19 protein-coding genes are annotated in these 26,314 nt (G+C 41.5%); 16 read left to right on the top strand and 3 right to left on the bottom strand.

Annotated features, from left to right (window positions below; all coding sequences use genetic code 11):
* The first annotated feature begins 7 nt into the window (after positions 1-7).
* From DFQ04_RS04140 to DFQ04_RS04080, 13 genes are all read left to right on the top strand, one after another.
* Positions 8-1,360 (top strand): DcaP family trimeric outer membrane transporter, encoded by a 1,353-nt coding sequence (locus tag DFQ04_RS04140; protein WP_133552961.1) that lies wholly within the window; start codon positions 8-10, stop codon positions 1,358-1,360.
* Between the two features lie 141 nt (positions 1,361-1,501).
* Entirely contained in the window at positions 1,502-2,293 is a 792-nt protein-coding gene (locus DFQ04_RS04135; protein ID WP_133552959.1) for a hypothetical protein, read from the top strand.
* Positions 2,294-2,305: 12 nt separating this feature from the next.
* The gene (locus tag DFQ04_RS04130; RefSeq protein WP_133552957.1) at positions 2,306-3,382 is read left to right on the top strand and encodes a PCMD domain-containing protein; all 1,077 of its coding nucleotides are present in this window, start codon (positions 2,306-2,308) and stop codon (positions 3,380-3,382) included.
* Between the two features lie 608 nt (positions 3,383-3,990).
* Positions 3,991-6,393 (top strand): LuxR C-terminal-related transcriptional regulator, encoded by a 2,403-nt coding sequence (locus tag DFQ04_RS04125; RefSeq protein ID WP_166637247.1) that lies wholly within the window; start codon positions 3,991-3,993, stop codon positions 6,391-6,393.
* Between the two features lie 115 nt (positions 6,394-6,508).
* A complete protein-coding gene (locus tag DFQ04_RS04120; RefSeq protein ID WP_133552953.1) occupies positions 6,509-6,787 on the top strand; it encodes a hypothetical protein in 279 nt (92 codons plus the stop codon).
* A gap of 13 nt (positions 6,788-6,800) precedes the next feature.
* On the top strand, positions 6,801-8,507 hold the full coding sequence (locus DFQ04_RS04115) for an amidohydrolase family protein (protein WP_133552951.1): 1,707 nt from the start codon (positions 6,801-6,803) through the stop codon (positions 8,505-8,507).
* 21 nt (positions 8,508-8,528) lie between these two features.
* Positions 8,529-10,166: an amidohydrolase family protein gene (locus tag DFQ04_RS04110; protein WP_133552949.1), complete on the top strand. Its 1,638-nt coding sequence runs from the start codon at positions 8,529-8,531 to the stop codon at positions 10,164-10,166.
* A 109-nt stretch (positions 10,167-10,275) separates the two neighbouring features.
* Positions 10,276-11,271: a class A beta-lactamase gene (bla, locus tag DFQ04_RS04105; protein WP_208110500.1), complete on the top strand. Its 996-nt coding sequence runs from the start codon at positions 10,276-10,278 to the stop codon at positions 11,269-11,271.
* A gap of 124 nt (positions 11,272-11,395) precedes the next feature.
* On the top strand, positions 11,396-12,904 hold the full coding sequence (locus DFQ04_RS04100; protein ID WP_133552947.1) for a serine hydrolase domain-containing protein: 1,509 nt from the start codon (positions 11,396-11,398) through the stop codon (positions 12,902-12,904).
* Positions 12,905-13,381: 477 nt separating this feature from the next.
* Positions 13,382-14,659 (top strand): DcaP family trimeric outer membrane transporter, encoded by a 1,278-nt coding sequence (locus tag DFQ04_RS04095; protein WP_166637246.1) that lies wholly within the window; start codon positions 13,382-13,384, stop codon positions 14,657-14,659.
* Between the two features lie 338 nt (positions 14,660-14,997).
* The gene (locus DFQ04_RS04090; protein WP_133552943.1) at positions 14,998-16,464 is read left to right on the top strand and encodes an SLC13 family permease; all 1,467 of its coding nucleotides are present in this window, start codon (positions 14,998-15,000) and stop codon (positions 16,462-16,464) included.
* Positions 16,465-16,744: 280 nt separating this feature from the next.
* Positions 16,745-18,169 (top strand): sensor histidine kinase, encoded by a 1,425-nt coding sequence (locus DFQ04_RS04085; protein ID WP_133552941.1) that lies wholly within the window; start codon positions 16,745-16,747, stop codon positions 18,167-18,169.
* Positions 18,166-18,843 carry a LytR/AlgR family response regulator transcription factor gene (locus DFQ04_RS04080; RefSeq protein ID WP_133552939.1) on the top strand — a complete coding sequence of 226 codons (678 nt, stop codon included), beginning with the start codon at positions 18,166-18,168 and terminating at the stop codon, positions 18,841-18,843. Before DFQ04_RS04085 ends, DFQ04_RS04080 begins: the two co-directional genes overlap by 4 nt.
* On the opposite strand, the gene DFQ04_RS04075 is transcribed toward DFQ04_RS04080, so the two are convergent.
* Positions 18,832-19,719, bottom strand: a complete 888-nt coding sequence (locus DFQ04_RS04075; RefSeq protein WP_133552937.1) for an AraC family transcriptional regulator — start codon at positions 19,717-19,719, stop codon at positions 18,832-18,834. The two genes, DFQ04_RS04080 and DFQ04_RS04075, sit on opposite strands and share 12 nt — an antisense overlap.
* Before the next feature lie 131 nt (positions 19,720-19,850).
* Here DFQ04_RS04075 and DFQ04_RS04070 point away from each other — a divergent pair, with 131 nt between their 5' ends.
* The 3 genes from DFQ04_RS04070 to DFQ04_RS04060 all read left to right on the top strand — a co-directional run bounded on the left by DFQ04_RS04070 (position 19,851) and on the right by DFQ04_RS04060 (position 25,428).
* Positions 19,851-23,351 (top strand): PVC-type heme-binding CxxCH protein, encoded by a 3,501-nt coding sequence (locus tag DFQ04_RS04070; RefSeq protein WP_133552935.1) that lies wholly within the window; start codon positions 19,851-19,853, stop codon positions 23,349-23,351.
* Position 23,352: 1 nt separating this feature from the next.
* Complete coding sequence (locus DFQ04_RS04065; RefSeq protein WP_133552933.1) at positions 23,353-24,213, top strand: sugar phosphate isomerase/epimerase family protein; 861 nt, start codon at positions 23,353-23,355, stop codon at positions 24,211-24,213.
* Between the two features lie 96 nt (positions 24,214-24,309).
* A complete protein-coding gene (locus tag DFQ04_RS04060) occupies positions 24,310-25,428 on the top strand; it encodes a Gfo/Idh/MocA family protein (protein WP_133552931.1) in 1,119 nt (372 codons plus the stop codon).
* Positions 25,429-25,479: 51 nt separating this feature from the next.
* Here the strand turns inward: DFQ04_RS04060 and DFQ04_RS04055 are convergent, their stop codons facing one another.
* Together DFQ04_RS04055 and DFQ04_RS04050 are read right to left on the bottom strand one after the other, a co-directional pair.
* Positions 25,480-25,854, bottom strand: a complete 375-nt coding sequence (locus DFQ04_RS04055; protein ID WP_133552929.1) for a hypothetical protein — start codon at positions 25,852-25,854, stop codon at positions 25,480-25,482.
* Between the two features lie 178 nt (positions 25,855-26,032).
* Positions 26,033-26,314, bottom strand: a 282-nt coding sequence (locus tag DFQ04_RS04050) for a GIY-YIG nuclease family protein (protein ID WP_133554344.1), incomplete at its 5' end; no start/stop codon positions are given.

Genomic DNA, 26,314 nt, shown 5'->3' with positions numbered 1-26,314 from the left:
AATAATAATGCTGACACAAAAATATAAGAACCCAAATTGGATAGTCTTGGCTTTCTCGGTCTTAGTGAATAATAAATTAAATATGAAAATTATGAAATACAGCATTTCATTGTCTTTGATCTTTATCTTAGGCTTTATCAATTTGAGCCATGGCCAGATCCTTCAGCCTGCCGATACTACAATGAGGGATTCATTAAACCTAAGTAAGAAGATAGTTCCGGCTGGTGACCGTAAAGAGCAAGTTGTCCTTTACACAGGCGAAGATTTGGTACAAGACTCATTTATCGGTTCTTGGCCTATGTTTGGCTCGGGGCTGCGAATGAAGGTTGGTGGATATGTAAAAACAGATCTAGTCTATGATTTTAGCGGAACACTGGATCCTACCTCGTTTTTGATGTCAACCATTCCTGTGGAGGGCCAACCGGAGTACGGCAGCAGGGGATATATGAACTTCTTTTTGAAGGAAACTCGCTTTAACATAGATGTTCGTAGAACAACAGGTAAGGTTCCTTTAAAGCTTTTCATTGAAGGTGATTTCTTTTCTAAAGGGGATCAATTTCGACTTCGCCATGCATATATCGTCGCCGGAGATTTTATTATTGGTCAAACCTGGACAACGCTTTCCGTCATGGAATCTATTCCCAATTTAATTGATTTTGCAGCCGGCGACGCGTTGTTTGGTGGAAGGGCAGCACAGGTTAGATATCAAAAGAATCTTTCAGATCAACTTAAGTTAGCGGTTGCTATAGAACATATTTCCTTCCTTGGCATAGAAAATCCAAATAACCTGCCTGGAAAAGCCATATATCAGCTTCCACTTATACCCATTAGACTTGATTACAGCTGGAAAACAGGTTTATTGGCTCTTGGCGGCAGTATTGGCATGTTAAGCTGGAGTGGTGGTGCAAATGGGCCTAATCCGAATGCATTTCAGACCAGTGCTGTGGTGGCAGGACGGCAGTATTTTGGAAAAAATACTTTTTTTACCTGGAATGTAAGCTACGGTCAGGCTTCGGGTGAAAACATTATGGCTTTTGCAGGAAGTAATGCAAACGCTGTACTTTCTGCAGATGGTAAGTTGGAACGAATGCCATCATTTTCAGCTGTTTTTGGTGCTAAACATAACTGGAGTGACAAGTTGGCAAGCAATTTCTCCTATGCCTATGGTTGGTTGAATGTTCCTTCTTCCCGCGCCCCATTTGCATTGAAGGATGGAGCCATTAGCCATGTGAATCTAATTTACACTCCGCTGGCATACTTTTCCACCGGTATCGAATATATGACAGGTGCTCGCAGAGCTTCCAACGATGCGTTTGGCAGAGGCAATCGAATCCAGATGATGGCGAAATTTACGTTTTAGAGTACTTGCGGATTAATGAAACCAAGGTAGATTTAGAATTTATGATCAGATATTATAAGTTCATTGGAGGAAACCCAAGTACATAACCAACCATTAGTTATTTTTATAATTGATGGCATCAACTAAAATTCTTAGAAATAAATGAATTGCAATTTCATATTTCCCATTCGGCCTAAGACTCTCTCTGTGGTCGTGGTATTGGTGTTTTTTTTATCTCACTACTCCTTGGCCCAAGAGAATGATAAAAAGGATGACTCTACCCCATATGAATTGATGTCCAGTTACTACAACAAGGATTTTCATCCTTTTAAAAAGAGAAACATTTATTTAGGAATGGCATTTGGATTGGAAGACAAGCAATCGACCAATACTACAGGACTCTTCGAAAACATCATCGCCGGCGACCGGCTCAACTATGACCTTTTATTGAGAGCGGGATATTATACAGGCGATTATGGAATGGCCGGGATAAATTTTAAGTATTACCAAAATAGATTTGAAGGACAAGTTTTTCGAGAACCTGATACCCTTCAATCAAATTCCATAAGTAGGGGCATTGAATTTACGCCAAACTTTCGGTCTTCTGTGCCCCTGACAGACAATGAACGCCTTAGTTTTTTCACGGAAGTGGGGTTGACCTTTGGATTTGGCAATACACTAAGACGAACTGTTAAAGATCTTGATGTGGTAGATAAGACCTTTTCATCTGATTTCAATTTCCGCGTGGGTATCAGTCCCGGTATTACTTTTTTTGCTATGGAAAACTTTGCCTTTGAGATTCAACTGAATGTGCTAGGCTATGAACTTCAAGTCCGTGACCAAAAGGTCAATGATGGGGTAGAATCAAGGGAGATCAGGCAAAATGTGGATTTCAAAATTGATCTTCTTTCCCTGAATCTTGGGCTGGCATACTATTTTGGATCTAAAAGATAAATAGCATCAATTATGAAAAAATATAGCATACTGTTCTTTTCTACCATTTTTTTATTTTCCTGTGTCAAGGAAGATTTCTTTGGCTTATCAAACTATGGGAATATCAAGTCTATAGTTGTAAGCAACCAGGCTAGCAATCCAGTGATCAATACCAATGAGTTTACCGTAGAAGTTGAAATCCCAGCAGGAGTTGATCTTTCTAACATCTCAATTCAAAGCTTGGAACTATCTTCATTCGCCACTGCAGACAAGCAAGTTGGGGACAAACTTGACCTACGAGAACCTCAACAGATTCTTGTAAGGGCGGAGGATGGAAGTTTGCACACCTGGACCATCACATCATTTGTAGCATCCGCAACTCCTCAGCTAAACAATGGAAATCTCAATCAATGGTATAAAACGGGTTCGGATTATTATGAGCCAGGAAAGGATGCTGCATCAACAATTTGGGGAACTGGCAATCCTGGCACCCAGATTTTGAATAAACTGGCAACTGTTCCATTTGATTTAGGAAATGGGAATCTCGCTGCACAAATGATTACATTGGACAATGGTAGGCTGGCAGGCACATTTGGTGCACCCATATCTGCTGGATCAATATTTACAGGTGTTTTTGATTCGGACAAAATTGACCCCTCTAATCCACAGGCCGCCATAGATTTTGGAACTCCTTTTAGTGGCAGACCTGAGAAACTGAGGTTAAAATATAAGTACCAAGCTGGTGAAGTAAATAAGGATAAACAGGGTAATGAATTAGGGTACCCCGACATGTTAGATATTTATGCGCTCTTGGAAATAAGATTAGGTGGTAAAACAGAGCGTTTGGCTACAGCTTGGTTTAGAAGTAGCAATAATCAGGCAGATATGATTGTCTTAGAGATTCCATTTACTTACGGTGAACTTGATAGCACATTCCCGGATTATATGAAACCCGTTGATCAAGCTTATGTTAGCTCCGATTCCGCTGCATTTGTATTACCAACGCATATCATTTTTGTGGCTTCCTCCAGTTTCGATGGTGCTAATTTTAGCGGAGCGATAGGTAGTACCCTAATTATAGATGATGTGGAAATGGTCTATAAAAAGTGAAATAGTAAAGGCTTGGTACGATGACAGAGCAAAATCGGGTCGGCAAGTCAACTAAGGTACATCTGCCAGCTTGTTATTTAATAGAATGGCTAGCCCTAAAAACACTACTTTTTTAATAACTTGAAAAACACTGGTCACTCTGGACAAGAAAAGGGTTGTGACTTTGACCGAATTATCCACATGAAAGAGGGAAAAATCTATAAAAACATTGGTAAGTAAGCTGGTTGAGATTATTTTAAACCAAAGAAAAACAATGCCTAATTACCCGACAGGAATAATAAAGTTGATCGCTGATGAATAAATCACCGGAAAATTTTTCCAAAACTCAATTCGTTGCGAAGTCCAAACTTTACAAACCTGCTTTAAGGAAAGAGTTTGTAAATCGAAAAGCTCTTATAGAACGGTTAGAAGCCAATATTTCTGCACCTTTCACCTTGGTCTCTGCTTCAACAGGTTGTGGCAAAAGCATAACGGTAAGCCAATGGATTGAAGAAAAGGGCCATAATTACGGATGGCTCTCCCTTGATGAGGAACACAATGACGTGCAGGTTTTCATAACGTATATAGTTGCCTTATTCAAAGAACAATGGCCGCAAAGAACCTTCCATTTGGAATCTTTGCTGGGAGCAAGTGATCTGCCATCGCATTTAATTTCCGCCCTTCTGATCAATGATTTGGATGAATCCCACGAGCCATTTGTTTTGGTCCTGGATGACTATCACGTTATCAGAGAACAGAAAATTCATGAAATCATCCAGGAAATTTTGCAGTTTCCTCCTGAGAAATTTCATTTGGTGATTCTGACCCGACGGGACCCTCCATTTAAAATGGCCAGGCTAAGGGCACAGAATAAGCTGCTTCAAATCAGAATGGTGGACCTCGCATTTACTGCGGAGGAGGCAATAAAACTTCGATCTAAAATTGCTTCCACAATTACGGATGAACAAATAAAGTCCTTAATCCAGAATACAGAAGGATGGATTACAGGTATCACTGTAGGACTTATGGGATTAAATGAGGGGATTGCATTTGAAAAAATTCTGACATCTCTGACAAGTAGCAATTCCATAATTTCGGATCTGTTTGATGAAGTTGTCTACAAGGGCTTGCCAATTAATATCCAAAAATACCTGATTTTGACTTCCTTGATGGATCAATTCTCATTGGAATTAATCAGAACAATGGAAGCTGCCATTGATGACAGTGACCTGTCACCATCCGGGAGTGGGGAATTTATACTATTATCAAGGGAGCGAAATTTCTTTCTCATTCCACTTGATTCCACGGGCCAGTGGTACAGATATCACCACTTATTCAAGAGCCAGCTGAATTATCGAACCGAACGTTATTTTAGCAAAGAAGTGGTTGAGCGTCTTTATAAAGCAGCGAGTGGTTGGTTCGAGGAAAACCAAATGTTTGAAGAAGCACTGATTAATGCAATTCGATCTGAGGATCTTCAATTTGCTGTGGCAGTTTTTAAAAGGCATCGAATTGAATTGTTCAATCAGGATCGGATCCAAAGGCTGAATCGGTTTATCGCCCTTTTTCCCCCTCAGGCGAGGAATAATTCCTTGGAAATAGTACTTAGTTCGGCAATGTTGGAGAACTATTATGGTAATATTACGGATTTGGCAAAACATACTCGTCGTGCCGAAGAGCTATCCAAAGAGCTGGATCCCCACAAACCCTATGACAGGAAGTTGCTTGGTGAGTTACACTCGTTAAAGGATATTATGTCCTTCAAATCAGGGGACATGGAGGGAACACTCTTTCATGCGGAGAAAGCCATGGAGTTCATCCCCGGGGATGAACACTATTTTCAACGTGACTACTCAGTCGCCTATTATACCATGGCACTGTCCATCAAAGGTTTCAAAGACAGGGCATTGGAGAAACTGGATACTGAGTTCAGGAAATTAGCGTCTTCGGATCCATTTTATAAGATGCGCTTATTGCAGGGAAGATGTATAATTCATTTACTGGAAGGTAATACAGACCTGATGGCGACTGATGGCGAAGCCCTGAAAACGTTCATAGCCCCAGAGGTATTCCCAGCTGCCTGGATGATAGGTGCATATTGTTTAACCGCTTCTCAATACATGACGAACCGTCTCGATAAAATCGGGTCATACCACGAAGATGTAAAAAAACACCGTTATAAAGATTGGCCCTTAGGGATTATGAACCTTTACTTTATAAAGTGTCTTTCGGACATGGCTGCAGGAAGATGGCAGGAATTAGACCGGGAAATAGTTCACTGCGAAATACTGGCAAATGAATTTGGCCAGGAATCGATTAAGGGATTGGTAAAAGCATTTCAAGTTGAATTGTTTCTTAGAAAGGGTGATATTGATAGTGCGATAGCTATTTCACCATTCGCAAACTTCAACTTACAACCTACTTTTTGGTACTATTACATACCAGAATTAACCCAGGTAAAGCTCTTTATTCAAACTGGTATGGAGGAAAAAGGAAAGGACCTTCTTCAAGGTTTAACACAAAAGGCCAGGGAGTTTCACAAAAAAAATATGCTTATTCAGTGCCTTGCGCTTCAGGCAATAATTTATGCAGGGGAATCCCAGTATGAGGCTGCAAAGACCCCATTGCAAGAAGCCCTGACGCTGTCAAAAAATTTAAAGAATAAGCGTGCCTTACTAGATCTGGGTAGGGCTATCCTTCCTTTATTGAAGGAAATAGTTGAAGACCAGGTAGATAACGCTTACGTCTTGGAGCTTTTACAGGCCTTTGAAGAAGAGAAACATTACTCCCTTAAAATAGGCTCTGATAATATAATAAAGCCTAAAAGATCTAACTCAGATTTGTCAAAACGTGAGTTGGAAATTCTTTCGTTAGTTTCCCGGGGGGCCAATAATGGGGATATAGCAGAGGAATTATCCATTTCCCTAGAAACCGTTAAAAAACATCTCTACAGGGTTTACCAGAAACTTTATGTCAAGAATCGAATGGCAGCGGTCCGCAGGGCTCAGGAACTCGATTTATTACCCGGGTAGTAAACCCTGACAAAAATCATACTCCATATCTCTTCTCTTTATTAAATGTCCACTTTAGTGGCTATTGCTGATGGATTTCGATCAATACTTTTGAGGTGATCAAACCTTCAGCACCTTGTCTCATCCACATACCTATACTATTCAGTTTTCAGGCCCTGGCACGTATCGAATCAGGGTCCTTGGGAACATAGGTAAGAATATGCTGGATCTCTTTGAGGGGATAGTGGAAAGCGTGGATGATATCGGTGAAGGAAAGGTTTCCACTTCAATAATCGTAAATGTCCTTGATCAGGCCCAATTATGTGGCATCATCAATATATTCTACGACCATCGCCTGGCACTTATCTCCCTTATTTGGGCTCCATCTTACATCAAAGAGAATATTAGTACTTGAAAACACTCGGATTATGAATAAATCACTTTTAACCCTCTTGATTTCTGTACTTATTTTAAGCAGCTGTAATCAGGCAAGCACTGAAAAAGAGGCAGATCCGAATCAGGAATTTGACGTCGTCATCCTTAATGGACGCGTCATGGACCCGGAGACCAACTTTGAAGGTATCAGAAACGTCGGTGTTAAAGACGGTAAAATTGCGATTATCACTGAAGCTGAAATTTCTGGAAAAGAAACCATTGATGCTACTGGACATGTTGTTGCCCCCGGTTTTATTGACACCCACTATCATGCAACCGACGTGTTCGCTACCAAAATGGCATTAAGAGACGGTGTCACTACAGGTATGGATCTTGAAGCCGGTTCGTTCAATGTAAAAGCGTGGTACGACGAAAAAGCAAAGACGGGGTGGCAAGTCAACTACGGTACAACAGCCAGCTTGTTATTTAATAGAATGGCTGTTCATGATCCTGATGCTGAACTTAGCGGTCCAGTCGATTTTTCTACTGTTCCAACTTATGCAGCCAAAGCTTTGACAGATGGCGTTCAAGGTTGGGCAGATACTAATTCCTCTATCGAGGAAATGAATAAAGTGATGGCTTTAATGGATGAAGATCTTCGACAAGGAGCCATTGGTGTTGCTGTGCCCGGCGCATATATGGCTAAGGGAATGACCAGCTACGAGCTTTTTACCGCACAACGGGCCGGCGCTAACTATGGCCGTCTTACATCCGTTCATACCAGGTATCATCTTATATCAGAAACACCCACTGAAGCTCCAATAGCCTTCGACGAGGTGTTTACCAATGCAATGTTGTTAGACGCTCCCTTATTGATGGCACATAATAATGATTATGGCTGGTGGGAAATTGAAGAAAAATTGCAATTGGCAAGAGAAAAAGGATTGAATATGTGGTCTGAGTATTATCCTTATGCTGCCGGATCAACAGCGATAACAGCGGCTTTCTTAAGCCCTTCGGAATGGGTGGAGAAACGTGGTTATAAATACGAAGAAACCATCTACGACCCTGTTGATGATCAATACCTTACCAACGAAACGTATGCTGCATTGATGAAAAAAGATCCGGGAAGATCAGTTGTGGTCGAATTCCCCTATCGAAAAGCGTGGATGAATCACTGGTTGGCAATTCCTCACATGACTATTGCGAGTGATGCGATGGCAGGCGTTGGTGCAGACGGTACTTTATTGCCATGGGATGCGGATTGGACTGAATACCGAGGCCACCCTCGTACCTCTGGCTCGCATGGTGCTGCATTCCGATTGGCTCGCGAACAGGGTGTGCCATTGATGTTTACTATATCGCAAGCCAGTTACTGGCCAGCCAAACACTTGGGAGATACCGGGCTTGAAGCCATGAAGGAACGCGGCAGAATTCAAGTTGGAAAAATTGCGGACATCACCATTTTTAATCCTCTTTCCATTACAGATAATTCAAGCTTCAAAGTAGGCGAGCATGGTACCCCTACCACCGGTATTCCTTATGTAATTGTGAATGGGGTTATCGTAGTAAAAAACAATGAAGTACTGCCCGTAAAACCAGGACAGGAAATTCGTTTCCCGGTTGAAGCCAAGGGAAGGTATACACCAATCAATCAAGAAAAATGGTTAAATGAACATACTATTGGTCTAAATCCAGAGCTTGGAGAGATGCATTTAGATGATGACTCTGGTGCGGGAAAAGCAGTGAAGAAAAATTAATTAGAATTTAAAATTCATAACATGAAAAAATCACTTTTAACCCTCTTCATTTCTGCACTTTTTTTCAGCAGTTGTAATGAGACAAGCACTGAAAAAGGGGCTGACCCCAATCAGGAATTTGACATAGTCATCCTTAATGGCCGCGTCATGGATCCAGAAACCAATTTTGACGGGATCAGAAATGTGGGTATCAAAGACGGTATAATCTCATTAATTACCGAAGATGAAATTAAAGGTAAAGAAACCATTGATGCTACTGGACAAGTTGTTGCCCCCGGTTTTATTGACGGGCATCAGCATTGTATAGAGCCCTATATGTATAACCTCATGCTTCGCGATGGTCGAACCACCATTATGGATTTGGAGGTGGGTGCCTACGGACCCAAATTAGATGAATGGTACAAACGCCATGAAGGGAATACTCCTTTAAATTATGGAGTTGCGGTAGCACATGAGTTGGCACGAGCAGCAGTACTTGATGGCTTCAATGAGTGGGAATTCTTGTATACCATGGATGCATTGAAAACCCGTGTAAAAGATGGTTGGTCGAAAACAAGGCCTAACCTGGAGCAAGGGAACGAAATATTGGCTCAAATTGATGAAGGGTTACGCCAGGGAGGTATTGGTATCGGTTCAACAGTGGGTTATATGCGCGAGGGGGTATCCACTCGTGAAATTTATGAATTGCAAAAATTGGCAGGCGCCTATGGCCGTCAGATAGGTATGCACTTTAGAGGTACCCCTGGAGACGATGTGGCCGAGGTAAATGGTATACAGGAAATGTTGGCCAATGCGGCTGCCCTGGGCGCACCAGCTATTGCCATCCATTTCAATAATCCCGGATACAATCTGGTACACGAATTATTGGTTAAAATGCGTGAACGAGGCTTCAACGTTTGGGGCGAAATATATCCTTATGCTGCAGGATCCACCGCTTTAAATGCCGTTTTTCTCGAGCCCGATGTTTGGATAAAATCTTTAGGCAACAAATACGAAGAAACGGTGCAAGACGTGGCCACAGGGGAGTGGTACACCCAGGAAAGCCGTGAGGAAATGTTGAAAAAAGAACCCACAAGAGCTGTTATAGTATATAAAATGCCAAAGGAAGCCATTGTTGATTGGCTAAAAATGCCGGGGGTGGCCATTGGTAGCGATGGTATGCCTTTAATTCCATTTACGGGTCTGACCAGAAATACACCCTATGAAGACTTGCCCAATGTTCATCCTCGTTCTTCTGGCGCATTTGCGAAAACATTGCGTTTTGGCCAAGACAATAACATTCCATTAATGCAATTGGTGTCCATGACCTCTTACAATTATGCCAAGCCATTAGGCGACATGGGTTTAAAAGCCATGCAAGTGCGTGGTCGCATGCAGGAAGGTATGGTGGCTGACATCACCATCTTCAGTCCTGAAAATGTCAAAGACAATGCAACTTATGAGAAGGGTACAACCCCATCGACAGGAATTCCTTATGTTTTAGTTAACGGGGTAATTGTTGTAAAAGATTCCAAAGTCATGCCCGATACTGTTAATCCTGGGCAACCCATCCGTTTTGAGCCAGTAGCTGAGAGTAAGCGTGTACCTATAGACGTTGAGGGTTGGCAAAAAGAGTTTTATGCTGTACCACGGGAATTTGATGGAGTGGGCTTAAAGTGACCCAACTTTAAAAATTGAGAGAGCTATCCTTTAGATGAAAACGCAGCCTTTAGGATAGGGGATTAATATATATCGATAAAACGCAATGATTAATATTTAAAAGAACAGAATGATGAAACCTATCATAACCATATTTTCAATTTTAATAGTCTCGGCATTTGTTGCAGTTCAACCTACATTTTCTCAAGAGTATAACACACAACAAATTTCTCAAAAGATTGAGAGACTATCAGAGAAGTTAGCGGGTCGCATTGGAGTGGCGGCACAAGAAATTGGCTCTAAGGAGATGATCACCATAAACGGTGATGAACAGTTTGTGATGGCAAGTACCTATAAGGTTGCAATTGCCGTCGCCTTGCTGGACCGTGTCGATAAAGGTGAGCTTAAGCTTTCCGATTTAATTGATGTTGAACAAGAAACCATGGTTACAGGTGACGGTGCGATCGCAGTAAACTTCGTGCATCCTGGTATCAAGTTATCGGTAGCCAATTTAATTGAACCAATGATAACCTTGAGTGATAATACAGCGACGGACGCTTGTCTAAAACTAGCGGGTGGTCCGGAAGCGGTAACGAAAATGATGCGAAGTATTGGGATAACAGATCTCCGAGTAGATCGATATACCAGCGAAATTTTAAGGGATTTCTATGGTTTACCCGACAAGGCCTACGCATCGGTACTTGCAGAGGCTCTTGTCAAAGACCCAACGCTCGCAGCAAAGCAACCACTTCGAAATCTGGAGTTCGAACAAGAAGATCCACGTGACCAGAGCTCGCCAAATGCCATGCTGCAATTGCTATTGGCTATAGACAGCGGAAAGGCCTTGAGTGCCGAAAGCACTCAATTTCTACTTAGCACCATGTCTCGCACCCGTACAGGTGCAGCTAGGCTAAAAGGCCTTCTGCCAAAAGGAACTCCGGTTGCCCATAAAACAGGAACTATTGGTGGTGTTGCTAATGACGTGGGGTATGTAACGCTACCAGACGGCCGACGTTTTGCGATTGTCGTATTTACCAAGAGCAGTACAACCTCAGAAGCTGATCGTGATCGGGCCATTGCAGAAGTAACCCGGACTTTATACGACTTTTATTATTTAAAGCCCTAAGATAAATAAGCTTTATCGTACCTATCAATTGGTTGCCTCGTATGACGCTTTGAGTCATCGTTGAACCAAGTCTTAGGCATTCAAAAAATAAACTCAGTTATTAATAATTAAAAAAAGAGGAACCATGAAACAAAACATGAAACTTTTATTTGCTGTAATAATGGCTTCATTATTTGCAGTTCAACCGGCTCTTGCTCAGAAAAAGCAAAAGTCCAAAAAACCAATGACAGAGAAGAAGGGCCAGGCGACCTTTGATGCGGTTGTCGCTGAAACTGCTGAGCTGATCAAGGAAATGAAAATCCCAGGGCTTGCAGTAGGGGTCATCTACGGAGATAACTCCTACAGTGCAGGACTCGGTGTAACCAAGGTTGGCACTGACGAGGCTGTTACCCCTAATACGCAATTTCAAATTGGCTCTGTGACAAAAACCTTCCTTTCGACGGTGGCCATGCAGCTGTCCGAAGAAGGCAAACTGGATTTGAACGCACGTGTCGTCGACCTCCTGCCGTGGTGGAGGGTTTCGGATCCCGATGCTACTTCCAAAGCGCGGGTCGTTGACTTGTTCCATCATCGCGCTGGCTGGTATGGCGACCATGGGTTCCTTAGTGTTCCTCCGGGTGGATCGATCAGCGAGAAGGTCATGCTCCAGGCGGCTTACGTCGAGCAGATCTATCCCTTCGATCAAACCTGGATGTACAACAACACCAGTATCACCTTCGCGACCCATGTGGTGTCGCATGTCGGCGGAAAGCCGATCGAGACCCTGATCGAAGAGCACCTGCTCACCCCGCTTGGCATGAATGCATCATCCTTTAATTACGACGCTACCCCTCCGGCTAAAAATTACGCATGGGGTCATCCGCCGATCTACGGGGAAGGCAGCATCAGTGATCTCAAGCCATACTACATTCCCATGATAAGAGAGTCCGCTGCCTCTGGCGGGATCCGGTCTACAGTTACCGACATGCTGAAATATGCCCGTTTTCAGTTAGATGGAAAGGATGCTTCTGGGAACCAACTGATGTCCAAAAAAGCACTGGATTATGTTCACGCTCCGGCAGTCGAGGCTGAGGCCGGCGACTTTACCGGGCTAACTTGGTTCGTCCACGACTACGACGGGGTCACCAGCCCCAGCCACGGGGGGAATTGGCCCGGCACGCGTTCTTTTCTGCAATTGATCCCAGATCACAACTTTGCCGTGGTGGTTTTGGTTCACAGCGATCGCGGAGTAGAGGCGTACAAAAAAGTTGCGAACGCAATGGTCAAAGCCTTCACGGGCATCGAGGCCAAGTCTCCGGTCGCATCAGGCGTTGATCCGACTGTGCTCGACCCCTTCGTTGGCGTCTTCAAGGGTAATTCCCAAAACATCGAGATCCGCAAAGAGGGCGACAAATATGTGTTTGTCCAGTTCTCCTTTTTGACCAAGGGAGCAGATCCCGCACCTGCTAATGTGGCCAACACGGCAGAGGGCTATTTCATCATCACCGAAGGCCCAAACAAAGGATCTCTTGGTGAATTGCTCAAAGATCAGTCTGGAGAACTCAACTATGTACGATTCAACCACCGAATCTTTATTAGATCCAACGGTAAGGTAGATGATATACCAAACTCCGGATCGGTATTCGACAAATAACCAGGTAGGCAGAAGTTATGTCAATTCACGCCTTATGAAATTCTCAAAATGGCAACCTGAAACAATGTTGAAAAAATCTACTTGAGTGGGCTTCACCATTCTTACCAGGAGTACAACATAGAGCGATTGTAGCTGGCGATTTCGGAGGCCTACTACTGGTTATATTAGCACGATAATTTCCTTCTCACGGGCGATTTAGGGAATAAATCCAATATTCTTACGGAGGAGGGAGAGCCCTTTAAAAGATAGTTAACTAACAAGTTTAAGAACTGGCACTCGGATAGTATGCATTGATTGTGCCTACTTTCTGAGTGCTATTTTTCCAGAAACTGTTCTGCAAGGATGTGGTACTATTTCCTTGACTTTTGTCTATGGATATATTTTTATTAGAATTTATCATAACAGGTAGAATGTAAATAATAACCAATCAAAGGAATTGTAATACAAGTTTTAGTTTATCCCCAAAAAACGTAAAACATGAAAAAATTAACCATTCTGTTAGCGGTGCTAGGCACATGCTCAATTCTACCCGTTCTTGGCCAGGACTGGCATGCCGGCGACACGTTGAAAACAACAGTACCGGAGGCAGACCGAATCAGTGATTTTCGGGAAAATATGATTGACTGGACTGGTCAAGATCTCATTGATGCCAATTTCCCAAATTCCTGGCCTCTATTTGGAAGTCGTGCGAGAATGGCAATTGGCGGTTATGTGAAACTAGATTATATCCAAGATTTTAGTGGAGGCTATGACCGATACCAATACGAAATTCAAAATGTACCTGTCCCTGGCGATGGGAGAGTCCCGCAGAGTGGTTATATGAACCTTCATGCTAGGGAATCAAGATTTAATATTGACGTAAGAAGCATTACAGAGACCGGTATGCCTTTACGGATTTTTATTGAACTTGACTTTTATAATATCAATGATCCTGAATTTAACCAAACACCTAGATTACGTCATATTTATGGAGTAGTAGGTAGACTCCTTATAGGTCGGACATGGGGAACACATTCTGATCTTTTTGCCGTTCCTACTACTATTGATTTCGCAGCTGGAGATGCATTGACAGGAACGCGGAGAGCCCAAGTACGGTTTGAGGATAAAATAAATCAGAAGTTGAATTATGCATTTGCCTTGGAAATGCTTGAATATCCAGGAATTGATGGGAACAATTTTCCAGGAAAAGCAAGTCTCAGTCTTCCGCTAGCTGTCGGCAGAATAACGAAATTGACTTCCAAAAAAGGGCGTTTATTTTTTGGCCTTTCTGCATTCCAGTTGCGATATGATCGTCAGTCTACCGGTCCTAATACTTCTACTTTGGGTTGGGGAGCAAGCTTTAGCGGACGCGAGTACTTTTCAAGTAAACGACATTATTTCCGTTGGATGGCTTCTTATGGAAATGGATGGGGTAGTAATATTGTGGCAACACTTGGCACAACTGCTTCAGCAGTTCTTAATCCTCAAGGAAAAATAGAAGCGATGCCAGCATGGAACCTTGGTACAGGAGTCGCTCTTAATTTATCGCCTGTTTTAGTTTCAAATTTCAATACTAATTGGTTTGGTCTGAATCCATCCGAATACAGATCAGAGGATAAAATTAAACTCGGTGGATCTGGCCATCTAAATTTGATCTGGTCACCATTAAAAGCATTAAATACTGGAGGTGAATTCATGGTTCTCTATCGAGAAAATGGAGACGGTTCATCTGGCGTTGGAACTCGTTTACAGTTTATGGTCAAGTATATATTCTAATGGACCTACAATGTTTACAATAGATGGTCACTAATCGGTTTTGTGGGGGGAGGGAAAGCTTTCAAGAAATTTAGTGTCTTTGGTGAATCAGATTCGGCTTATACCATTGGAACAGGTTTACGATATAAAATCGCAAGACTTTTAGGCGTAAATATGGTAGCTGACTTTGCCTGGGGAAATGGAGAGGATTTTGCCTTTTATATTGTTTTTGGAAGTTCTTGGTGAGTTCTTGTAATTGTAAACAATTTAGTTGTTTTATAATTTATATTATGTTAAATAAAGGATTCTAGCACTCTAGAATTCTTTTATATCTTAGCATCAAGATCATCCTCCATGCTATGACGAATTGGCTTTCCCGTTTGGGTTTATTCCTTGGGCCTACTGCCTTCCTTCTCATTTTGTTTCTTGTAGAATCTCCTGGTTTAAATCCAGAGGCTCAAGCTATGCTTGCTCTTACGGTATGGATGGCGATCTGGTGGATCACAGAAGCCTTACCCATTGCAGGTACAGCTTTATTGCCTTTAATTTTTATGCCCACTTTGGGTTTGCTTAAAATTGATTCTGTATCCTCTAATTACATGCACCCTACAGTAATGCTGTATATGGGAGGCTTTTTATTGGCTACAGGAATTGAGAAATGGAATTTGCATCGGAGGATTGCACTTAACATAATAAATTTATTAGGTACTAACCTGCGGATGATCGTTTTGGGATTTATCCTAGCCACAGGTTTTTTATCTATGTGGATTTCTAATTCTGCAACTGCCTTAATGATGCTTCCTATAGGTTTGGCTGTGGTTAGCCAGTTTAAGGATCAATTAGGTGAAAAGAACCAAATCCTATCGGATAGTTTGGGTAAAAATATCATGCTGGGTATCGCCTACTCGGCCTCTATTGGAGGAATGGCGACTTTGATTGGAACCCCAACCAATGCCATTCTTTCTGCAGTAGTCAAAGAGCTTTATGACTATTCAATAGCTTTCAATGAATGGATGTTATTTGGATTCCCGTTTGCGCTTATCTTACTGATAATATGCTGGTTATATTTAGTCACTTTTGGCAATAAATTACCTAAATCCTTTCAAATCGAAGGTGGAAAATCGGTTATTTCCACTCAATTAAAAGCCTTGGGTAAAATCACTTTTGAGGAGAAATCTGTATTGGTTGTCTTTACTTTGGTTTGCTTTTCTTGGATCAGCCGAAGCTTTTTGTTGGCAAAGTTTATCCCTGGAATAGACGATACCATTATCGTTTTGGCAGGAGTAGTAGCCTTGCTCATCCTCCCCTCCTCTACTCCAGGTAAGAGAATTTTAGACTGGAAAACTGCCGAGAAAATTCCTTGGGGAGTTTTGATCTTATTTGGTGGTGGATTGGCCTTGGCAGAAGGATTTAAAGAAACAGGACTTGCCGAATGGATAGGTCAGAAATTCACGCTAATTGAAGGAGTCGGATTTTTTGTCCTTTTGATGATCATCATTGCTTCAGTAAACTTCTTAACAGAAGTCACTTCCAATGTGGCCACAGCCTCTATGTTGCTACCTATTCTAGCTTCTGTGGCTATTAAATTAGATCTTCATCCTTTTGGATTGATGGTTGGGGCTACTTTGGCGGCTAGTTGTGCCTTTATGCTTCCTGTGGCCACTCCACCCAATGCAGTGGTTTTTGGTTCAGGATATCTTCAGATGAAAGACATGGTCAAAGCTGGACTTTGGTTGAATATCTTTTCTATTATCCTTATTACACTAATGGTCTATTACATACTTCCTTGGCTTTGGGGAATCGAATTGATGAAATACCCATTTTGAGGATTTATGATTTTTGATTTTCGATATTCGATCAATCTCCTTCAATCTACCCCTCAAATCCCGCTTTTCGTCACATTTTTTTGATTGGGCTTCTTCCTGCCTCTATCCTTGAAGAAAAATTTAAGCCCGATTATTCTCATGGAAAAAAGGAAATCCTTTTTGCTTTTGATCTTAGCAGCATTGGTATACAATCTACTTTTGCTCTTTTTCTGAGAAAAAGAATTCCCTTTTGTGCTATCAGAATAGTTTGTACTGATCAAAAATATCTCTAAACTCAACTATGAAATCCAAAAGTCTTGATTTCCGACAAATTGAATGGTGGGTAGTCACCATGGCCTTTCTTTCCATTTTTTTATTTAACCTCTTTGGTTTTAGACCAGATTCATACATCAGCTCCAGTTTTCAAATTTTTCAATTTGTGGCTCGTTTAATAATACCTGTGGTTTTATACCTCTCTTTTCATTTGGTCCACATGGTTTTAATTCCAAAATACCAGCTCACCAAAAAGCCAGTTCCAATTGTTATTTATACAGTATTAATCACAGGAGCTTCCTTATTTACTTCCGCTATTTTTGGTTATCAGGCTGAATTAATCAGTTCTCCATTTCCGACATTCTATTTGGGTGTGGTAGGAATTTATGCGAGTTATTTGATTTCTTCATTTGTTTTAGAACAAGCATTAACTCCTCCAAAGCTCAAAGATTTTCAGGTTTATAATTTGGTCAGGCTGGGTTTTATCTATCTTTTTACCATCCTTTTTCTCATCCAGATTCTTCCGGTTTCAAATAATGGTCCCCTTATTACCTTAGGAATTATCGTTCCTGGCTTATTCTTTTTGGGGATTTATCAATACTATTTGGTTTACCAAAACCAGCTAAATGGAAAGACAAAATCATCCAGATGGTTTAAATGGGGATTATTAGGACTAATCTTATTTGGCTTCTTTGCAGCTTCAATAGACAATAACCAGGAAATGGTGGCAGTCGTTGGAGTGGGGTTTGTAGCCTTTCTTGCGCTAATCCTTCAGCCTCTGACCAGTCTCATTTTTAAAAAATATGACTCATTTGTTGGCAAGATTTCGGTTTTGACAAACCAGGTCGATCAGGGAAATGCAAGCTTTGACTTTCTCCGCTCTCAAATCAATCCTCATTTTCTATTTAATGCCCTAAATACTTTGTATGCAAGTGCTTTGATTGAAAATGCCGATAAGACTTCCGATGGTATCCAAAAACTTGGGGATATGATGAGGTTCATGTTACATGAGAATCAGTTGCCCAGTATTCCTCTTTCTCGGGAAATAGATTACCTGAGAAATTACCTTGATCTACAGATGCTGAGATTCGGTTCTCAGGCCAATCTTGAGGTAGATATTCAAATCAACGAGTCCCAATGTATTGGGGAGATCGCTCCTATGTTGATCATTCCTTTCGTAGAAAACGCCTTTAAACATGGGATTTCCGCCAAGGAAAAGTCATGGATTCGTTTGAACCTTAGATGCATGGCAGGTTCTGTGCATTTGGATTTGGTCAATAGTGTGCATCCCGAAAAACCTACTTCAGAGAAATCCAGGGAAGAATCTGGTATTGGTTTGGAGAATGTGAAAAAGCGATTAGAACTACTGTATCCGAATCAGCATCAATTGAATATCATTGCCAATGATTCTGATTTCTTTGTCCATCTTTCAGTCCAACTAACTCACTCATGATCCAGGCGATCGCCATAGACGATGAATCATTTGCTCTGGAAGTAATCAAGTCACACGCTTCCAGAGTGCCCTTTTTAGAGCTTCAAGCTACATTTACTGATGCGGTTTTGGGATTGGAGTATCTCAAAAACAATCCAGTAGACCTGATCTTTTTGGATATCAATATGCCGGATATTTCAGGAATTGACCTGGCTTCAATGATTTCCAAAGAGACCCTGATCATATTCACCACAGCCTATTCTGACTATGCAGTGAAGGGTTTTGAATTGGATGCGCTGGATTATTTGCTTAAACCATTTAACCTAAGCCGTTTTCTAAAAGCCTGTCAAAAAGCTCAGGAATGGTTGGAACTCCGTCCAAAGAATGAACCGGCCTTTATTTTTGTAAAAACCAGCGATGGGCAAGTCAGAGTTGATTTTTCCGAGCTGATTTACTGTGAAGCCCAGGGGAATTATGTCACTTTTCAACTGGAAAAGGAAAAAATCATCAGTAGGATGACATTGTCAGAAACAGAAAAATTACTTCCATCCTATTTTATCCGAACGCATAGATCATTTTTGGCTAACAAGAATCTGGTTAACAAAGTAGAGCGACACCAACTCCAGCTTGGAAAATTTATGGTTCCACTGAGTTCCACCTATTCCGAGGAAGTCTCGCAAAACTTATCCCTCTAAAAGAGCAAAGGTCTGATTAAACTCCTTTCGGTATTCCAAAGGAGTTTTTTTGATTCTCTCCTTGAATAGCTTGTTGAAATTGGAAAGCGTGTAAAAACCACTTTCGAAGGAAATTTCACTGACATTCATATCGGTTTCATGAAGCAATTTGCAGGCATGTGAAACTCGCACATCCGTCACAAAATCTGAAAAAGTCTTATTGACCCTGGATTTAAAATATCGGCTAAAGGCAGAAACCGAAAGGTTGGTCAATTGCGCAGCTTCTTCCAGACTAACTTTTCCATGGAAGTTTTGCATGACGTATTCATAGACCTGACCCATCCGATCCCGCTCTGATTCTTTATTCGTATTGATATATCCCGCATCGGCGATCAGCTTGCAATCCGGATTATCCACAAGCAATTCCAGTATTTTAAGGAGTTGAATGATGCTATTCGTTCCCTGAAGCCGAAGCAGATCTGACATCATTTTAGTAATTACCTGATTGGTTTTACCTAGAATCTGGATTCCTCTTTCGGATTTCTTTAGCATGTGCGCGATTCCGTCAAACTCATCCAGTTTAAAAATCGCATTATTCAGAAAATCTTCAGGAAAATAGATGACTATACCATGGGTAGAAAGTCCATTATTGGAGTCATGGTAAGCCTTATCATTTTTCCAAAGGTGTGGCAAATTAGGTCCTGTGAGTACCAAATCCCCTTCTCGGAAAGCCTGCATATGGTCGCCGATAAATCGGGTTCCTCTACCCTTTAAAACCACAAATAGCTGATATTCTGAGTGAAAATGCCAGTTCACATCAAAAAATGGAGCCTTTAATTCTTGAATTACAAAGGCTTTTCCTTCGGGAATTCTGGATTTTTGAAAAGGTTTTTTCACTGTATTTATTCTTTTTGATTTTATTTTACGAATTAAAAATGAAAAAAAACAGTCAGAATTCAAGTAAAAACAGTTGGATTTTAACCTTGATTATTGAGAATATTAGACCTCGAAAATAATTTACCCAAAGCATGACCAAATCAATTTCCTTTAGAGGCTTTTCGCTTCTTATCCTTGCTTCAGTTTTTCTTTGGACCGCATGCGGGAAAAAGAAATCTTTCTTGTCGATGACAGATCCCAGACGGGTAGAAATCCTTGTCCTGGGTCACGAGAGTGAGCATCATAATTCAGAAAAACTGATGATTTATCTGGAAACTCCCCTTTTCCAGAAAGGAATCAATCTAACCTACACTTCAGATCCGAATGACCTGAATGAAGATGTGCTCTACAATTATGACGGCTTGATGATCTATGCCAATCATGATTCTATCAGTCCGTCTCAGGAAAGCGCACTTAAAGAATTTATCCAAAGCGGAAAGGCTTTGATTCCTATTCACAGTGCTTCTTGGTGTTTCAGAAATTCAGACTGGTTTGTTAGCGCTGTAGGTGGTCAATTTAGCACACATGAAACCGGTCGTTTCACAGCAAAAATTGTAGACCCCGAACATCCGATCATGCAGGGAATTGAAGAGTTTGAAACTTGGGATGAAACATACGTTCATTCTCAGCTAAATCCCGATATGCATGTTTTGATGGAGCGAGTAGAAGGCGATAAAAAGGAGCCTTATGCTTGGACCAGAGAGGAAGGTAAGGGAAGAGTTTTCTATACCGCTTATGGTCATAATGAGGAGACTTGGAAGCAGCCTGAATTTCAGGAATTGGTAGCCAATGGTATCCTTTGGGCTGTGGGCGATAAGGTAAATGAATTACTGGCTGCCTATGAAATTCCTACTCCTCAGTTTCAGGATGCCGAAATTCCAAATTACGAAAGAAGAGATCCTGCCCCTAGATTTCAGCTTCCCCTTTCTCCAGAAGAAAGTATGAAGCTAGTTCAATTGCCAGTTGGATTCGAAATGGAGCTTTTCGCCAGCGAACCTATGATTATCAATCCTATGGCAATGGCTTGGGATGAGCGTGGAAGACTCTTCGTCATCGAGACAGTAGATTATCCAAATGAAGTGAGAAAAGAAGGAGGAAATGATAAAATCAAAATCCTTGAGGATACGGATGGAGATGGTAAGGCTGATAAAGTCACCGTTTTTGCAGATAATCTCAATATCCCAACCTCGATCATGGCGGTCAATGGAGGTATTTTGATTTCCATGGCACCGGACTTTATTTTCTTAAAAGATACCGATGGGGATGATGTGGCTGATGTTCGTGAAGTCGTGATGACAGGTTGGGGAAAAAGTGATACCCATGCTGGTCCATCCAACTTGAAATATGGCTTTGATAATAAAATTTGGGGTGTCTTAGGATACGCAGGATTCAATGGAGAAGTCAATGGAAAAAGACATGGATTTGGACAAGGCGTTTATCGTTTTGAGCCAAATGGAGAAAACTTGGAATACCTAGGAAATACTTCTAACAACACTTGGGGTTTAGGTTTTACGGAAGACTTTGAAACTTTTATCTCGACTGCCAATGGACAGCACAGTGTCTATTTCTCCATGGCCAATAACTATGTGAAAAGACCTATATTCCAAGGCCCTGCCAATACAGTTCATGGAATCGATTCGCATTACGATATGCCTAACCTGGAGCCATTCCTTAGACAAGTAGACTGGCATGGAGGCTATACCGCTGCAGCTGGACATAATTTCTACACCGCAAGAAGTTTCCCTGAGAATTACTGGAACAGAATCGCATTTGTTGCAGAACCTACAGGTCGAGTTCTTCACAAAGCCTTGATTAATCCTGAGGGGTCAGGATATAAAGAGAAAAACGGATTCAATATTTTGGCTAGTTCGGACGAATGGTTTTCACCTGTTCATGCTGAAGTTGGTCCGGATGGAGCACTTTGGGTAGCCGATTGGTACAATTTCATCATCCAGCATAACCCTACTCCAAGAGGTTTCGAGAATGGTGAAGGTAATGCCTACATCAATCCTTTAAGAGATAGCCAGCATGGTAGAATCTATCGAATCAGCTATAAAGGAGGAGAAGATTCAGAAGTATTTGATCTGAAAGATGCGGATGGAGATGAGTTGATTGAAGCGCTGCAAAGCGAGAACATGTTCTGGAGGCTTACCGCACAGCGATTGATTGTTGAAAAGCAGGACAAATCAGTTCTTTCTGAATTGTATAAAATCATTGGAAACCAAAGCGTAGACAAGGTTGGGCTAAACGGGCCGGCTATCAATGCACTTTGGACTTTGGCTGGTTTAGGAGAATTGAATGGTTCAAATGCTGAGGCTATTCAGGTTGTTGAAAAGGCTCTCTCCCATCCTTCTGCAGCTGTAAGAAAGAACGCCTTGAGAGTATTGCCAAAATCAGAGTCCTCGCTTAAAGCAATTTTGGCTTCTAATATTATCAACGACCCAGATTTGCACACCAGAAAGTATGCTTTCTTGGCTATTTCTGATATGCCTTTCTCTGAAGAAGCGGCCAAGAAACTAGTAGAAGTAGCCAATAACGACGAGAATGGAAAGGATGCGTATTTGCCTCAGGCCATTTTTGCAGCCGTTTTAGCTCATCCTACTGAATTTGCCAAGAGAGATAATACTGCAGCCCTTCAGGCTACTGGAGACTCTGAATTGTCTTTAGCTGACCGAATCAGCAGAAGCTTAGTGGCTGAGCAATATCCGTTGGATTCAAGAAACTCCATCCTTTTCCCGCCAGATATAGCAGGAAAGGAAATAGCAATCCGAATGATCGTTTCAAAAGGCAATAATCCAATGGATGGAATTTTGGTAGCTTCTGGTAACAACACAAATGGATACAGTTTGTACATCTTTGAGGATGCGCTTCATTTTGCAGTAGCACAGGATGAAAAATTGACAATCATCAGTACCAAAAAACCACTTCCTGAGGAGCAATTCATCATTGATGCTACATTGGTGGAAGATGGAAGCATGAGTTTGAAAATCAACGGTGAAGAAATCGGCAAGGCTAAAACCAAAGGTCTATTCACGGCAGAACTTTCTCCAAGAAGAGTTCGTGTAGGCCAAAATGATTCTAGAAATCAAGTTGGAAAATATGTGGGAGGCTGGATGTTCTCCGGAAGAATAAGCAACAAATCTACCTTGGCCTTGAAAAAGCCAGGAGCCAATATCGATATGATGGGAGGTTCAGCTTCCACAGTTTCAGCCAATGGTACTTCATTAGTTAAACTTGCGGTTGTTCCTCACGAAATGAAATTCAACAAGACCACCTTCACTGTGAAGGCAGGATCTCAGGTGACCATCGATTTCGAAAACCCTGACTTCATGCAACACAACTTGGTAATTGGCCAAAAGGGATCATTGGAAACTATTGGAAAAGCTGCGGATGATTTGGCTCGTGATCCAAAAGGTGCTGAGCAAAATTACGTGCCTAAAATCCCTCAGGTCATCGCTGCTACCCGATTGGTGGATCCGGAAGGAAGAGAATCAATCGTCTTCACCGCACCTACCGAACCAGGAGACTATGTATTCGTCTGTACAGTACCTGGTCACTGGAGGATTATGAACGGAATCATGAAAGTGGAATAAAATGGCCTTGAACGTAGAGTTTGCAGTCAGCACTTGGCTTTGGACTTCCCCATTTTCCACTCAAACCATTTCTCTTTTTCCAAAAATCAAGAGTTATGGATATGATGCAGTGGAGATTCCAGTAGAAGATCCAGCCTTGATTGATATTCAAATTGTAAAAAAAGCTTTAGCAGATAATGGGCTCAAACCCATTATCTGTGGGGCTTTTGGTCCTAGCCGGGATTTAACGCACGAAGATCCAACTTTCCATAAAACCTGTTTCGACTATCTGGATTCCTGCTTTGAAATTGCTTCTGAATTGGGAGCAGGTTTTGTTGCAGGTCCTATGTATTCCGCAGTAGGAAAAGCCAGATTGGTATCACCAGAACAAAAGAAAATTGAGTGGAACCGTGCTGTGACAAATCTCAGGAAGGTCTGCCATCAGGCCAGACAATTTGGATTAGAACTAGCCATTGAAACACTAAACCGCTTTGAAACGGATTTAATCAATACCGCTGAGGAATTGATGCAATTGATTAATGATATCAATGAGCCTGAAGCAAAGGCCATTTTGGATGGGTTTCACATGAATATTGAGGAGCCGAGTATAGAACATGCTATCCAAACAGTCGGAAATAAATTGATTCACGTTCAGGTCTCTGAAAACTATCGAGGAACTCCAGGGACAGGTCAAACCAATTGGGCAGCGTGGAAGAGAGGCTTGGAAGGAATTAATTATCAAGGAACCATTTCCATAGAAAGCTTTACCCCTGAAGTAAAAGAACTAGCTGGAGCTGTGTGCATTTGGAAGCCATTAGTTCCAAGTCAGGATGGATTTGCAGAAGAAGGTTTGAAATTTCTAAAATCTTGGGCTGCTGAATAGGCTTCGACTTCGCTCAGCCTGACTTCATTAACACTCGACTGAGTCATCTAAATCTTAGAATATTTTCCATTTTTCAATAGAAACTATAATATAACTATGAGCAAAAAACAATTCAATATCGCCATCATCGGATTAGGATTCGGAGCTGAGTTTATTCCGATTTATCAAAAACATCCTCTGGCAAATATGTATGCAGTCTGCCAAAGGAATCAAGAAAAGGCTGAGGCTATTGGAAAAGCATTTGGAATCGACAAGGTGTACACGGATTATGACGAGTTACTAAAAGATCCAAACATTGATGTTGTTCATATCAATACGCCTATCCAGAATCATGCAGAACAATCAATCAAAGCCCTAAAAGCTGGAAAGCATGTTGCTTGTACAGTTCCTATGGCTACCACTGTCGAGGAGTGCCGACAAATCGTGGAATTGACAGAAAAGACTGGCTTGACCTATATGATGATGGAAACCGTCATCTATAGCCGTGAATTTCTCTTTGTAAAGGAAATGTATGAAAAGGGAGAGCTCGGTAAAATTCAATTTCTAAGAGCCTCTCATCAGCAAGAGATGGCTGGATGGCCAGGCTATTGGGAAGGCCTCCCTCCTATGCATTATGCTACCCACTGCGTTGGACCTGTCTTGGCTTTGCCAAAAGGCCAGGCTGAATATGTTTCCTGCTTTGGTTCGGGTAGAATTGACGAAAACCTGATTCCCAAATACGGTTCTCCATTTGCCATCGAAACCTGTCATATTAAGCTGAAAGACTCGGATTTATCGGCTGAAGTGACCAGATCCCTATTCAATACAGCTAGACAATACAGAGAAAGTTTCGATGTCTATGGATCTAAGAAGTCATTTGAATGGACCTTGATCGAGCATGAGGATTCTGTGATCCATACCGGAGAAATTCCAGAAAAGGTAAAAATACCTGACTATGCTCATTTGCTGCCTGAAGGAATCCAGAAGTTTACTACTCATGGAGTCTATGATTCTGATGAAAATCAGCATTTATCCTTTATTCAAGGTTCTGGACACGGTGGGTCCCATCCACATTTGGTTCATGAGTTTTTGACAGCCCTAGCTGAAGAAAGAGCTCCGTATCCTGATGCTCGGCAATCAGCAAATATTACCTGCGTAGGAATCCTAGCACATGAATCAGCCATGGAAGGAGGAAAAATCAAATATCTTCCGGATTTTACCCAAAGCAAAAAGTAACAAAAAAGCCCCGAATTGATTCGGGGCTTTCTTTTTGAATAATATAGAGGATTACTTCATTCGTTTCGCTTCGGCTGTGAACATATCCATTAATGAACCATTGGCATTTTCCTCATCTACTTTTTTCAAGCTGATGTAAACGTCATATCCAGTAATATTGAAATAAGCTGTAAGAACATCTCCACTGATGGAAACTGAACTCATGGTTTTTTCTACGCCTGAGGCATCTTCCATGAAATAGCCTTTGGTTTCCCCATTTTTAGTTTCAAAACGCATAGGGATTGTCGCATCACCCTGAGGAGTGTCCTTTACAAGGACAGCCCATTTTCCTTCAAAATATTCAGGAGAAAGGGAATCAGATTTAGGAATAAATGAGGCTAAAGAAATAGCAAAGACTAAAAGAAGAGCACTGGTTAACTTTTTCATAGGATTGTGATAAAGGGTTAAGTATTTGAAAGTAAAAATTAATTCTTTAAAAAAATATATCCCAACATTTCTTAACTCGGAATTTTTCTGAAAAAAGAAAAACCACCCATTTCTGAGTGGTTTTTGAGCCCCTTGCCGGGATCGCCCACGATAGCTATCGGGGCAGCGACCTGTTGAATTATGAAGAATACTTTTGAATTAACTTTTGACTGATTTCAGGATATTTCTTCAAATCCTGATAGTATTTCCTTTTCCTAGTACTCTTGATGTGTGATTCTATTTTTATCGCTTGATTTCTTGAGCTGCATTCAATCGAGAAAAAGATCTCCCAATCATTTACATTTTTTGTATGTGCTTTTGAGAATGTGTTTTGATTGTGTTCCTCTAGTCTTTTTTCCAAATCGACCGTCTGGCCAACATAGAATCGATCTGTTGATTTTGAATAAAGGATATAAACAAA

Source organism: Algoriphagus boseongensis, assembly GCF_004362805.1.
Taxonomy (GTDB): domain Bacteria; phylum Bacteroidota; class Bacteroidia; order Cytophagales; family Cyclobacteriaceae; genus Algoriphagus; species Algoriphagus boseongensis.
This window is presented reverse-complemented; position numbering and strand designations above follow the sequence as displayed.

Coding starts and splice junctions, on each gene's coding strand:
- DFQ04_RS04140 (WP_133552961.1), top strand. CDS start 8: ATGCTGACACAAAAATATAAGAACCCAAATTGGATAGTCTTGGCTTTC.
- DFQ04_RS04135 (WP_133552959.1), top strand. CDS start 1,502: ATGAATTGCAATTTCATATTTCCCATTCGGCCTAAGACTCTCTCTGTG.
- DFQ04_RS04130 (WP_133552957.1), top strand. CDS start 2,306: ATGAAAAAATATAGCATACTGTTCTTTTCTACCATTTTTTTATTTTCC.
- DFQ04_RS04115 (WP_133552951.1), top strand. CDS start 6,801: ATGAATAAATCACTTTTAACCCTCTTGATTTCTGTACTTATTTTAAGC.
- DFQ04_RS04110 (WP_133552949.1), top strand. CDS start 8,529: ATGAAAAAATCACTTTTAACCCTCTTCATTTCTGCACTTTTTTTCAGC.
- bla (WP_208110500.1), top strand. CDS start 10,276: ATGATGAAACCTATCATAACCATATTTTCAATTTTAATAGTCTCGGCA.
- DFQ04_RS04100 (WP_133552947.1), top strand. CDS start 11,396: ATGAAACAAAACATGAAACTTTTATTTGCTGTAATAATGGCTTCATTA.
- DFQ04_RS04095 (WP_166637246.1), top strand. CDS start 13,382: ATGAAAAAATTAACCATTCTGTTAGCGGTGCTAGGCACATGCTCAATT.
- DFQ04_RS04090 (WP_133552943.1), top strand. CDS start 14,998: ATGACGAATTGGCTTTCCCGTTTGGGTTTATTCCTTGGGCCTACTGCC.
- DFQ04_RS04085 (WP_133552941.1), top strand. CDS start 16,745: ATGAAATCCAAAAGTCTTGATTTCCGACAAATTGAATGGTGGGTAGTC.
- DFQ04_RS04080 (WP_133552939.1), top strand. CDS start 18,166: ATGATCCAGGCGATCGCCATAGACGATGAATCATTTGCTCTGGAAGTA.
- DFQ04_RS04070 (WP_133552935.1), top strand. CDS start 19,851: ATGACCAAATCAATTTCCTTTAGAGGCTTTTCGCTTCTTATCCTTGCT.
- DFQ04_RS04065 (WP_133552933.1), top strand. CDS start 23,353: ATGGCCTTGAACGTAGAGTTTGCAGTCAGCACTTGGCTTTGGACTTCC.
- DFQ04_RS04060 (WP_133552931.1), top strand. CDS start 24,310: ATGAGCAAAAAACAATTCAATATCGCCATCATCGGATTAGGATTCGGA.
- DFQ04_RS04055 (WP_133552929.1), bottom strand. CDS start 25,854: ATGAAAAAGTTAACCAGTGCTCTTCTTTTAGTCTTTGCTATTTCTTTA.